Source organism: Mucilaginibacter aquariorum (assembly GCF_024498135.1).
GTDB classification, from domain to species: domain Bacteria; phylum Bacteroidota; class Bacteroidia; order Sphingobacteriales; family Sphingobacteriaceae; genus Mucilaginibacter; species Mucilaginibacter aquariorum.
In genome coordinates this window covers 603,526-616,269 of record NZ_JANHOH010000002.1, presented here as the reverse complement: position 1 = coordinate 616,269, position 12,744 = coordinate 603,526, and the positions used below count along the sequence as shown (strand labels likewise).

General features: G+C 42.5%; 11 protein-coding genes. 4 read left to right on the top strand and 7 right to left on the bottom strand.

Going from position 1 to position 12,744, the window contains the following annotated elements; translation table 11 throughout:
• The first annotated feature begins 99 nt into the window (after nucleotides 1-99).
• The 3 genes from NPE20_RS13820 (at nucleotide 100) to NPE20_RS13810 (ending at nucleotide 2,935) form a co-directional block, all read left to right on the top strand.
• Nucleotides 100-1,404: an NAD(P)/FAD-dependent oxidoreductase gene (locus NPE20_RS13820; RefSeq protein ID WP_256539252.1), complete on the top strand. Its 1,305-nt coding sequence runs from the start codon at nucleotides 100-102 to the stop codon at nucleotides 1,402-1,404.
• Between the two features lie 120 nt (nucleotides 1,405-1,524).
• Complete coding sequence (locus NPE20_RS13815) at nucleotides 1,525-2,280, top strand: SDR family oxidoreductase (protein ID WP_256539251.1); 756 nt, start codon at nucleotides 1,525-1,527, stop codon at nucleotides 2,278-2,280.
• A 73-nt stretch (nucleotides 2,281-2,353) separates the two neighbouring features.
• Complete coding sequence (locus NPE20_RS13810) at nucleotides 2,354-2,935, top strand: TetR/AcrR family transcriptional regulator (RefSeq protein ID WP_256539250.1); 582 nt, start codon at nucleotides 2,354-2,356, stop codon at nucleotides 2,933-2,935.
• 46 nt (nucleotides 2,936-2,981) lie between these two features.
• On the opposite strand, the gene NPE20_RS13805 is transcribed toward NPE20_RS13810, so the two are convergent.
• The 6 genes from NPE20_RS13805 to NPE20_RS13780 form a co-directional block, all read right to left on the bottom strand.
• Nucleotides 2,982-6,119 (bottom strand): efflux RND transporter permease subunit, encoded by a 3,138-nt coding sequence (locus tag NPE20_RS13805; RefSeq protein ID WP_256539249.1) that lies wholly within the window; start codon nucleotides 6,117-6,119, stop codon nucleotides 2,982-2,984.
• Nucleotides 6,120-6,178: 59 nt separating this feature from the next.
• Entirely contained in the window at nucleotides 6,179-7,273 is a 1,095-nt protein-coding gene (locus NPE20_RS13800; protein WP_256539248.1) for an efflux RND transporter periplasmic adaptor subunit, read from the bottom strand.
• A 27-nt stretch (nucleotides 7,274-7,300) separates the two neighbouring features.
• Entirely contained in the window at nucleotides 7,301-8,572 is a 1,272-nt protein-coding gene (locus tag NPE20_RS13795) for a TolC family protein (RefSeq protein WP_256539247.1), read from the bottom strand.
• 74 nt (nucleotides 8,573-8,646) lie between these two features.
• Nucleotides 8,647-10,023, bottom strand: a complete 1,377-nt coding sequence (locus NPE20_RS13790) for a sensor histidine kinase (protein WP_256539246.1) — start codon at nucleotides 10,021-10,023, stop codon at nucleotides 8,647-8,649.
• On the bottom strand, nucleotides 10,020-10,295 hold the full coding sequence (locus tag NPE20_RS13785) for a hypothetical protein (protein ID WP_256539245.1): 276 nt from the start codon (nucleotides 10,293-10,295) through the stop codon (nucleotides 10,020-10,022). The genes NPE20_RS13790 and NPE20_RS13785 overlap by 4 nt, the downstream gene beginning before the upstream one ends.
• A gap of 4 nt (nucleotides 10,296-10,299) precedes the next feature.
• Complete coding sequence (locus NPE20_RS13780; protein ID WP_256539244.1) at nucleotides 10,300-10,977, bottom strand: response regulator transcription factor; 678 nt, start codon at nucleotides 10,975-10,977, stop codon at nucleotides 10,300-10,302.
• 139 nt (nucleotides 10,978-11,116) lie between these two features.
• On the opposite strand from NPE20_RS13780, the gene NPE20_RS13775 reads away from it, so the two are divergent.
• The gene (locus NPE20_RS13775; RefSeq protein WP_256539243.1) at nucleotides 11,117-12,310 is read left to right on the top strand and encodes an MFS transporter; all 1,194 of its coding nucleotides are present in this window, start codon (nucleotides 11,117-11,119) and stop codon (nucleotides 12,308-12,310) included.
• Here NPE20_RS13775 and NPE20_RS13770 read toward each other — a convergent pair.
• Nucleotides 12,307-12,735 carry a hypothetical protein gene (locus NPE20_RS13770; RefSeq protein WP_256539242.1) on the bottom strand — a complete coding sequence of 143 codons (429 nt, stop codon included), beginning with the start codon at nucleotides 12,733-12,735 and terminating at the stop codon, nucleotides 12,307-12,309. The genes NPE20_RS13775 and NPE20_RS13770 overlap by 4 nt on opposite strands.
• Nucleotides 12,736-12,744: the final 9 nt, after the last annotated feature.

The window sequence follows — 12,744 nt, the reverse complement described above, 5'->3', positions numbered from 1 at the left end:
ACTACTGTGTAAAATTAGACATATTCAATAGTGTACAATGTACACAATGCGTATATTTACACTGTCATTTATAACGGTGACGAACATAACAATAAAGAAATGAGCGATCTTTCTAACCCGGCAGATGCAACAGGCGATAAGCCCGGCACTGCTAAAAAAATTGTGGTTATTGGGGGAGGGTTTGCCGGTGTAAACTTTGCACAAACCGTGGCAAAAAGCAAAAATTATCAGGTTACACTGGTAGATAAAAACAACTACAATTACTTCCCTCCCCTGCTTTATCAGGTATCAACCAGTTTCCTGGAACCATCAAGCATCAGCTATCCTTTTCGTAAATTATTCCGTAAGGATCACATCAGCTTCCGTATGGGCGAACCGGTAAAAATTGATCCGGCTACCCAAACCGTTTATTTAAAAGACGGCGAAATAAGCTACGATTACCTGGTGTTTGCATCAGGTGCTAAAACAAATTTTTTCGGGAACGAAAACATTGAAAAGAATGCCATCCCCATGAAAACCATTGACGATGGCTTGCGCATGCGTAACGCTTTATTAAAAACACTGGAACAGGCAACCATTACCCCTGATACTGCCGAGCGTAAAAAAATGCTTACCATAGTAGTGGCCGGTGGCGGCCCTACAGGTGTTGAGGTATCGGGCATGTTAGCCGAAATGAAAAATTATATCTTCAAAAAAGATTATCCCGAACTTATCAATCAGCCAGGCGGTATCTATATTGTTGATGGCAGCCCTAACCTGTTAGGCGCCATGAGCGAAAAAACACACAAAGAAGCTTATAAAGTACTCACTAATCTTGGCGTTAAGGTAAAGCTAAACACCCGTGTAAGCGATTACGTTGATGATAAAGTAACCTTATCAGACGGAGAAGTTATTGAGTCAAAAACCCTGATATGGGCGGCGGGTATCACAGCCAACACTTTTGACGGGATACCGGTAAGCAGCCTGGGCGCAGGTAAACGTATGATAACAGACCAGTATAACAAAGTACAGGGTTTAGATAACATATACGCCATTGGTGATGCCGCCATCCTAACAACTGATGCGGCCTATCCTATTGGCCATCCACAAATAGCACAGGTAGCCATACAACAAGGGAAAACGCTTGCCAATAACTTTATAGCTATGGCCAAGGGCAACCCCTTAAAAGCCTTTAAATACTTTGATAAAGGCGATATGGCTATTATTGGCCGGAACCATGCGGTAGCAGATCTGTTTAAGCATAAACTACACTTCGGTGGCATCATTGCCTTGTTTATGTGGTTGTTTATCCACTTAATATCATTGGTAAACTATCGTAATAAACTGCAGACATTGTACAACTGGGCGGTGTCATATATCAGTCGCGATCAGTCGTTTAGGATGATATTCCGATCAGGTTTGTAACAGGACTGTAAATAATGGAACAATCGTTTCATTATTTTTTGATTCAATTTGGAATGAACGTTTCAATATGATTATATTTGTTCTATCAAATCACAAAAACAAAATTCAAACTCATAAACAATGAAAATTTTAGCAAACAAAGTAGCCGTAATTACAGGTGGTAACAGCGGTATTGGTTACGCGACAGCAAAAGAATTTGTTGATAAAGGCGCGCAAGTTATTATCACCGGCCGTAATAAAGATTCCGTTGCCAAAGCAGCCCAGGAACTTGGTGTTACGGGCATTGTATCTGACCAAAGCCATTTAGGCCAGATAGATGACCTGGTGGCCCAAGTAAAAGCCCAATTTGGCAAAGTAGATATTTTGTTCCTTAACGCAGGTGTAGCCAATTTTAGCCCGGTTGAAACCGCGACTGAAGCGCACTTTGATGGCATTATGAACGCTAACGTAAAAGGCGTTTACTTTACCGTTCAAAAATTCATCCCTATATTAAATGATGGTGCTGCTATTGTATTCAATACATCTATAAATGCAGTTTTAGGAATGCCAGATAGTGGCGTATATTCTGCCAGTAAAGCGGCTATTATATCTTTAAACAGGGTATTAGCCCGCGAATTAGCATCACGTAAGATCCGTGTAAACGCGGTATCTCCCGGCCCTGTTGCTACCCCTTTATATGACAAATTGGGGTTAACTGAAGCAGAAGTGAATGGCTTTGGCACTGTGTTAGGTGAACGTATATTATTGAAACGATTTGCCAGATCAGAAGAAATTGCCAATGCAGTTAGGTTCTTGGCTTCAGACGATGCATCATTTATAACCGGTACCGAACTTACTGTTGATGGCGGCCTTACTGTTAACGCTGTAATTTATTAATTACTTACCCCCTATTATTATACCGATTTGGAACGTTGTTTCAGATCGGTAATTTTGTTTTAACTAATATATCATGGCACGCAAGAAGGATTTTGACGAGGATGAACTGCTGGAGAAAGCGGTAAATATATTTTGGGACAAGGGTTATTGTGCAACATCGGCACAAGACCTGGTAGATGGCCTGGGCATCAACCGCTCCAGCCTGTATAATACCTATACAGATAAGCGCACGCTGTTTACCAAATCACTTAAACATTACCAGGATAAACAAACCAGCGCCGTATTATCACTGCTCAACAATGCAGATAATATCTACGAAGTGATAAAAGAAATTTTTGACAGGATAATACAGGAAAGTGTTGAGGATAACTTAACCAAGGGCTGTTTTATGGTGAATACCGCCGTTGAGCTTTCCAGCCACGACCCCGAAGTAAAAGATCTGGTAAACCTGAACAACCAAAGTGTTGTAGATGCCTTAAAAAGGGCTATAGAAAAAGGTCAAAAAAGTGGCCAGATAAATCAGGATAGTGCTCCCCTTGCTGTTGCAAGGTTCATATTTAGTACCATTAGTGGCTTAAGGGTAACAGCCCGTTCAGGCGCTGATGAAAAAACATTAAAAGATATTGCCTCGGTAACATTGCAGTCCCTAAAGTAAACCCTCGCGGTTCACCTTAGGGCGATACAATGTTTCAAACAATAAACTAAGCACTAACTACACCTATCCTTTTTAATAGTTTCCGGTTTTCACGTCTATGGATCAATCGATAAACCATTGCATAAATAACAGGTAATATTAAGAGGGTAAGAATAGTTGAGGTAACCAAGCCCCCTATAACCACAATGGCTAAGGGTTTTTGGGTTTCGCTGCCTATGCCGGTTGATAAAGCGGCAGGCATAAGGCCAATAGCGGCCATCAGGGCGGTCATAACCACCGGGCGCACACGTGATACCACACCTTCCAGTATGGCGATATCAAGCGGCATATGGGCCTCCAGGTTCTTGCGGAACACGGATATTAATATCACACCATTTTGAATACATACACCAAACAAGGCAATAAAACCAATACCGGCAGATATGCTAAAGTTGGTATGGGTAATATGTAGTGCCAGTATCCCGCCAATTAAGGCGAACGGTACGTTCATAATGGTAAGCATAGCATCTTTGGCATTCCCAAAGGTGATGTATAGTATCAGGAAAATAACCAATAAACAAATAGGCACTACGTGTGCTAATGTATTTGAAGCACGGATCTGGTTCTCAAACTCGCCGTTCCAGGTAAAGGCGTAACCTTTGTCCAGTTTAACAGCGGCATTTACTTTTTGCTGTGCCTCGGCAATGGTACTGCCCAGGTCGCGGCCACGCACACTAAATTTGACTGCTATATAGCGCGTGTTATTATCCCTGAAGATAAATGCCGGACCGGTCAGTTGTTTAATTGTTGAGATCTCCTTGATGGATATTTTTGAACCATTCATGGTGGGTACCATCAGGTTCTCAATTTTTTCTTCGGTATCGCGGTACTGTTTCTGGTAACGCAAGCGGATATCGAACTTACGCTCGCCTTCATATAATTGCGTGGCGGCTTTACCACCTATGGCCATCTCAATTACCGAGTTTGCATCGGCAGTAGCAACACCATACAGCGCCATTTTTTGCTGATCAAGCTCTATCCTAAATTCGGGTTGACCAAGGTTACGCAGTACGCCTAAATCGTCTACACCTTTCACATTCTTCAGCACTTTAAGTACTGCATCTGCTTTTTTATCCAATGTTTCAAAATCAGGCCCGAATATTTTTACAGCCATGCTGGCATTTACACCGGCTACTGCCTCATCCACATTATCTCGGATAGGTTGCGAGTAGTTGAACACGATGCCCGGCAGCTTACGCAACTGCTGATCCATCTGGTCAATCAATTCTTCCTCGCTTACGCCACTTGGCCATTGTTTTTTATTTTTCAGGTCGACCTGGATCTGTACGTTAAAGAAACCCTTAGGGTCGGTACCATCATTGGTGCGGCCTACCTGTGCAAGCGTTTGCTTCACCTCGGGGAATTTCTCCAGTATCTGCATCATCTTTTGGTTGATATTTTCGGCCTGGTTCAATGATACACTCATTGGCAGTTCAGCTTCTACCCACAGGGCCCCCTCATTCAGGTCAGGCAAGAACTCTGTCCCCAAAAATTTGGCCGAGAAAAAAGTTATCGCCATAAAGCTAAACGCGATGATGAGGCTTAGCTTTTGATTTTTGTAAGTAAAGCCAAACATCTTACGGATGCCGTTCTCGAAGAACAGTACTACCGGGTTATGTTTTTCCCTAACATTTTTTCTGAGCAGGATACTTGATAAAGCAGGTACCAGCGTAAGTGTAAATATTAATGCGCCCAATAAGGCAAAACCTAATGTATAAGCCAATGGCGAAAACATTTTACCCTCTACCTTTTGGAAGGCGAAGATTGGGATTAAGCATGTGATAATAATCAGCTTGGAAAAGAAGATAGCTTTACCCATCTCGGCGCCCACATTTTTAAACAAGCCAAGCTTGGCGATCTTATTAAATTTCTCCATGCCTAACTCTTTGGCACGGTGGTCGAGCGCTACGAAGATCCCCTCCACCATTACCACGGCACCATCTATGATGATCCCAAAATCTACCGCCCCCATCGATAGCAGGTTAGCAGTCATCCCCTTAATCCGCATACATATAAAGGCGAAGAGCAGCGCCAGCGGGATGATGATGGCCACCGTTAAGGTTGTCCTCCAATCGGCCATGAACAGGAATACGATAACCGTCACCAGCACTATACCTTCCAACAGGTTATGAATAACCGTTTCGGTACAAAAATCCATCAGGTTGGTACGGTCATAGAAGGTATCTATCTTTACATCTTTCGGCAGGATATTTTCATTCAGGTCTTGTACCTTCTCACGGATCTTATCCAGCACCAGCGCCGGATTCTCCCCTTTGCGCATTACTATGATACCTTCAATAACATCCTTCTGCCTGTCGCGACTTACCTGCCCCAGGCGCGGCAATCCGCTTTCCTTTATATCGGCAACATTGCGGGCCAGTATGGGTACGTTATTTACATTTTTAATAATGATGTTCTGTATTTCGCTGATGTTATTGATCAAACCTATACCACGCACCACAAATGCCTGGTCGTTCTTCTCAATTACATCGCCACCCACGTTAATATTACTGCGATTTATGGCGTTGTATACATCAAGTGATGTTAAGCCATATTTTTGCAACAACGATGGATTTACACTCACCTCGTAAGTTTTCTCTTCACCGCCAAAGCTGTTTACGTCGGCAACGCCCTGTATGGATTTAAACTGACGGTCCAGTACCCAATCTTGTATGGCGGTTAAGTCGTGGATAGATTCTGTCTTACTTTTCAGCGTGTAACGATAGATCTCGCCTGTTGGGCCGTATGGCGGTTCTACTTCCGGTTTTACACCATCGGGCAGGTCTGCGTTTTGCAGGCGGCTAAGCACCTGCTGGCGGGCAAAGGCATCATCTACATCATCATCAAATATGATACGCAGGTACGAAAGGCCGAACGAAGATGTAGTACGCAGGTTAACCTTTTTCTGTACCGAGTTAAGCACGGTTTCCATTGGGATGGTGATCATTTTCTCCACCTCTTCGGCACTACGGCCCGGCCATTGGGCAATAACGATGATTTGCGTATTGGTAACGTCTGGGAACGTCTCAATCGGGGTGTTAAGATAGCTCCAGACGCCCAATACAGCTAGCACCGCAGTCAAAAAGAATACCATCGCCCGGTGCCTGAGCGAAAAGTATATTATATTTTTAATTAGCTTGTTCATTTGTTTGAAAGAAAATAGAAATGCTTAGAGGAATGTGTAATAGATAAATAATGTCCGGTTTAGTCTTCCGTTAAAGCATTATAAAGCAGCAGCTGGCTTTTCGAGATCACCTTATCGCCCGGCTTTAAGCCCGATGATATGTAAGTGATATCGTCAACCGTTTTAATTACGTTTACCGCACGCACCTGCAAGTCGCACTTGCTGTTGTAAACCACTACAAAGTTTTTGCTGCTATCAAATATCACCGCCGACGCAGGGATGGCTACCGAACTTGAACCCTCTTTATTTGAGATAAGCACATTGGTAAACATCTCGGGTTTCAGCAGCATATCTTTATTATCTAAAGCCACACGTACTTTCATTACCTTATTATCGGGGTCAAGTACCGAGCTTATCTCGTCTATTTTACCATTAAAGGTTTTATCCGGATAGGCCAGTGTTGTTATCTTTGCATCATAGCCTTTTTTAACTTTAGCTATATCTGTTTCAAACACATTCGCCCAGATCCATACATCCTTCATATCTGATATAGTGAACAAACTGCTGCTATTATCGGGGCGAATGAAGTTACCAGCAGAGATATTCTTTTCTACAATGTAACCGCTGCCCGGTGCTTTAATAACAAGTGAGCCGCTGGCGTTGGTATTACCGCCGCCATTAATAGCAATTTGGTCGCGGACTTTGCTATTTGCAGCTACTGCCTTGTTGTAATTTTCTTTAGCCTCGGTATAATCGCGTTCGCTTGATATACCGTTCTTATATAGGTATTCAGCTTGTTCTAACTGTCGTTTGCTTATAGACAGGTCAGATTTGGTAGCGCTCAGATCGGTATAGCTACCTGCAACGTCGGCACTGCGTATTACGGCAAGGGTTTGGCCTTTGGTTACCTTATCACCCAGGGAAACTTTCACCTCTATTACCTGCCCACTGGTAAAAGGAAATACCTTTACTACCTTATTCTCATCAAAAGATACCTCGCCTGATAGGGTAAGCTCATCCTGCATTGGCGTGCTTTTGGCGGTATCTATCTTAACCATTTTTTGCAGCGAATCGCTTATACAAACCTGTTTGGTTTCCATAGTGCCGGTTTTTTTCTCCTGGCAAGCGGTAAGGCTTATTAAAGCCAGGCCAACGTATATTATGTGTTTTTTCATCGTTCTTTTATGCTGATGTAGTGCTTATTATGATGGGTTTACAACTGTGGTGCCTACCGCGTAATTTAAATCGGCAATGGCTTTTTGAAGGTTCAACTGCTGCTGTAATATTTTCAGTTTGGTTTCGCGGTACGAGTCAAAAAAGTCTACAAACTCCTGCAGGTTTATTTGCTTTTGCTGGTATGCTTTAGACATCCCCTTAAACAACTGATCATACTTATTATAAAAGTCGTTTTCGCGGGTGCCTAATAATTGCTGACTTAAGCTATACTGCTGTATAGCCGAATACACATCGTTCTGCAATTGCAGTTCGCTGTTTTTAAGAGTATACTCCTGGCTTTGGGCGGCCAGTTTAGCATTTTTAATATTGCCCTGGTTGCGGTTAAAAATAGGTAGCGGCAGGCTTATCTCTAACCCTACAAAATTGCGGGCGTAACTGCTGTTCTGGTCGTAAGTGCTCCCAATGGTAATATCGGGCACAGCCATGGCTTTTTGCAGGGACAGGTTGTGGTTATTCTGATCTAACAAATATTGGTTAGCCAAATAATCGCCCCGGTTTGCTTTTGCCAGTTCGGATAGCGTAGCTGCATTAAGTGTTGTATCGTTGTTGTTAAAAGTTATTTGTGGTGCTATAAATTGATTCGCGTTAGCAACCAACAAAGTTTTCAGCTCGCTTTGTAGATCGTTTATCTGGCGGTCAATCTCTACCATATCATTCTGCAAGCCAAATAACAAGGCCTTTAAACGGATAAGGTCTTTCAGCGAATTGTTACCGGCCTGGTAAGATTTATCAATAGCGTTAACCATATTAGTTGCCGCTGCAATTTCGGTTTGGTAAACCTTACGTTGGTCTATCAGATTAGCCACCTGCGAAAAATCAAGTAACAGGTTGTAATGTAAGTTGCGCAACAGGTCATTGAACTGCGCTTGCTGTATTTTTACATCATCGCTTGCTACCTGTACTTGTTTGCCACGTTTACCTGCTGTTTTAAAAACCTGGCTTAACTGAACAAGTATTTGTCCGTTGCCATTGCTATGGTCGAAAAACTTTTTATTGGCATCGGTAATGTTTTGGTCGGTACTTAAAACGGGATTATCCCAAAGCTTGGCTTGCTTAACCAATGCCTGTGCGGCATCTACATTGTACTTTTGAGCAAGAAGACTTAAGTTATTGGTCAGGAAGCTTTTTTCGGCATCCTTAAAAGTTACCTTAAGGGTGTCTGTTTGTGCATGTGCATTGCGCCCCAATAAAAGGAATGGGGCAACCAGGACTAAAAAACTATAATATCTGCGTAACATGAGTGCAATTGTTTGATGGTACCAAAACTATTGCACGTGTATTAGAGACACATTAGAACGAAATTAGATTTGCATTAGAATTTAGGAAGAGTTATTGTTTTTATAAACTCGACTACAAAGGCACTGCCCTTACCCTCAGATTCTACGCTGATCGTTCCTTTGAAGAGTTCAATTATCTTACTGGTAATATATAACCCAATACCGCTGCCCGCAATCGACCTATCCTTATTTGCCCTGAAGAATGGCTGAAAGATCTTCCCGGCATTTTCTTTACTAATACCCGGACCTTTGTCACTAACAGAAATTTTAATGTGAGCCGCTGTCGCTTCAAAACTCAAGGTAACCGGGTAGGGTTCCGAATACTTAAAAGCGTTATCTATAATATTGTTAAGGGCGATATAAAGCATTTGCTTGTTAGCCGGGATGGTAAGCAGTTCTTCATCCTCGGGCAAACTGGCCAGTTGTATTTTGAGCATCCCCGGCCCTTTCCTGCTCGACCACTGCTCTTCAAGTTCCCAAATTAGTTCATCTACCCTCACCGATGTGAGTTTTGCCTGGGTGTAGTTCAGATCTACCTGCGCCAGTTCCATTAAACTGGTAATGGTTTCCTGCAGGCGGGCGCCATCATTAGCTATGGATGATAAAATACGTTTATACTCGGCAGAGTCACGATTCTTTTCTAAGGCCACTTCAACTTCGCCCATAATACTGGTAAGCGGGGTGCGCAACTCGTGCGATGCATTGGCCACAAAGGTTTGCTGCAGCTCGAAGGCGTTTTGCAAATGCGCCAGCAGGCGGTTAAAATTATCTATCAGTTCGGCTATTTCGTCTTTACTTTTTACCTGGCTTACCCGCAAATGCAGGTTGCTGGATCGGATACTCCTTATCTGCGTTATGATCTTATCAACCGGCGATAATGCTTTTTGGGCAAACATCCGCCCCGCGAAAAACAACCCAGTACCAAATATAACGAACAGCACAACGGTGATCTTACTCAGCATCAGCATACGTCTTTGCGAGTTTTCATCCACCGCCGAGGCCAATATCACAAATTCGCCCTGGTTATCTTTATAAGATTTACCAACCACCTTACGGTTGCCTTCTTCGTACTCTAAGTAGCCTTCCCTACGTACCTGTTCTATGATAGCCTTAGTCCAATAAATATTATGGTTCATTTTAAAGGCCGAAAGATTATTACGGTCATATATGCGTATCACCTCTTCGGGCAGTTTATCTAAATACTTTTGCTGTAACTGTATTATAGTATCGGCCGCCAGTTCATCGGCCTTTAAATAAAGCTGCGACGCCAGGTTGGTGCGATCGGTTAAGCGATTATAAAAATCGGCAGTAAAAAATGAAAATACGGCTACATACACAGCCACCAATACCAGCAGCAAGGCCCCCGAGCTAATGAGTGTAAAGTATAACGATAACCGGGTTTTTATTTTCAATTTAAAGAGTATTTATCTTTTATTTCTATCGATTTAACAAACTCCTGATAGATGTACAAAAAAGCCTCATCTTTATCAAAAAACCTCTTCTGGGAATGCACTGAACCTCTTTCTTTAAAATACACTTCGTATTCTAAACCATTCTTTCCCCGCCGTATTGTTAAAGACACCTTGTCATTATCATCTGTCGAACCATACAGGCCATGCAAGTAATAATCCGTTTCGGGTATACCTAATCCTTTAAGTTTAAAATGTAAATCTTCTAATTCCATTTAATTAATCTTTAAGGATATAGCCCATTCCAATAACCGTATGAATCAGCTTTTTATCAAAATCTTTCTGAATTTTATTACGTAGGTAATTCACGTAGACATCAACCATATTGGTGCCGGTATCAAAGTTTATGCCCCATACCCTTTCCATAATATACTCGCGCGATAGCAGCTTACCCGGATTTTTTATAAAAAGCTCCAGCAGGCTATATTCTTTAGCGGTGAGGTTTATTTGTTTACCCTCGCGCTCGGCTGTCTTGTCCCATGTGTTTAGTTTTAAGCCGCCAAAGGTTAGTATGTGGCTATCACCATCAGCCAGTTTTTTGCGCCGAAGCAATGCCTCTATCCGGGCAAGCAGCTCATTAAAATGGAAGGGCTTAACCAGGTAATCATCTGCGCCCGAATGCAGGCCGTTCACTTTATCGTCAATAGTACCTAAAGCGCTCAGCATTAACACGGGTAATTGAGGCTGATGTTTACGCAACTGGCGACAGATCTCGATACCGCTCATATCCGGCAGCATTACATCCAGTATCACCAGGTTATAATCCTGGCTATCCACCATTTCTAAAGCAGTTTCACCGTTATCGGCAATATCTACTTCATAATCGTGTTCGTTAAGGCCTTTTTTTATAAATGATGAAACCTTTTCTTCATCTTCTATAACACAGATCCTGATCATTTTAAGCGTTTTTCAAATATGAAAATATTTGACAGCAATTTACCTTGTTTGTCAATATACTTTCACAAATATACATTGTAACGCATATAAAGCCTGTTTACATTTGATAGCAAACCTCATTTGCTTACGTTTGCGCCAAATGACAGCTACCACAAATACCAAACTGCATCCTGCAATAATTCCCTTAATGGCCGTTGCCGCCGGGATAACGGTTGCCAATATCTATTATAACCAGCCCATTCTGAAAGATATTAGTCATTCCATTCATGCTACCGATGCCGAAATTGGCAAGGTTGCCATGTTCTCGCAATTGGGTTATGGCCTGGGCATGTTTTTTTTGATCCCTCTGGGTGATAAGGTGCATCGTAAAAATTTAATTCTGTTATTATCAGGTTTATTGATAATAACATTAACCGCCCTGGCCTTTGCCACCAACCTATATGAAGTTTACGCGCTAAGCCTATTTATAGGCTTGTTTAGCACTCCGGCCCAAATTCTTATGCCGATGGCCGCCACCCTCGATAACGTAAACAGGGGAAAAACCGTAGGCAAGGTATTTGCCGGGATATTAGTGGGAATATTAGGCGCACGTGTTTTAAGTGGATTAATTGCCGGTTCGCTGGGGTGGCGATATGTTTACGGTATATCGGCAGGTATGGTATTCATTGTAGCTATCTTGCTTAAACTTTACCTGCCAAATGTGCATCCTAAATTTAAGGGGAATTATATAAACCTGTTAAAGTCTACCCTGGCGCTGGTTAAAGAGCACAGCGTTTTAAGGCAATCAGCTTTATTAGGTGCGTTTACCTTTGGTGTTTTTTGCTCTTTTTGGACAACCCTAACCTTCCACTTAAGCGCGGCGCCATTGAATTATTCAGCAAGTGTTATTGGCTTATTCGGGCTGATAGCAATTGGTGGTGCTTTGGTTGCCCCATGGTTTGGCAAGCTGGCAGACAAGGGCAATAGCTATCGGTCGCTGCTGGTATCTGTTGGAATGATCATTGGCAGTATCATCCTGATCAAACTTTTACCATTTTCTATAGCCGCTTTAATTATCAGCATATTCTTTTTAGATATCGGCGTACAAGCTACACAAATAACCAACTTTGCCCGCATTTACAGCCTTGACGAACATTCGCACAGCCGGTTAAATACTGTATATATGACTACCTATTTCATAGGCGGTTCTATCGGCACTTACTTTGGCCTGTTATCATGGAAATTGGGCGGTTGGGACTTAAGCACCTGGCAAATGCTGCTTTGGGGTGTGATTGCTATCAGCATAGTTATGGTTAGCCAGCGTTACGCTGCCCGTAATAAAGCATTGGCTTAAACTTTTTTAACCCGGCTTATACCGCTGTTGATGCCAGCCCTTATCATATCGCCGTAACCATCATTGGGCAAATAGGTAACGAAGCTAAGTGCCATTTGGTAATTGTCATTTGCTTTTGCAAAATCCTGCAGGTCTTCATAACATTTGGCAACATTTAAATACAGGGATGGATATATCGCTTTAATATCGTCGGTATTAATTTTCAGGGCTAAGTTTAAAGCAGTTTCATCCCAGATAAGTTTATCTGCTATAATTTTTTGCCCGCGGGCAACGTAATGTGCCGCGGTAAGCTTTTCTAAATCGTTTGTGGCGTTGTGCCATGCCTGTTCAAATAGCACCAAAGCTTCCTGTGGTTTACCTTCGCCTTCCAAAAGCATCCCTTCGGCACATAATTTATTGATATGGTTTTCCGGGTCGAATTGCATAAGTGTGGA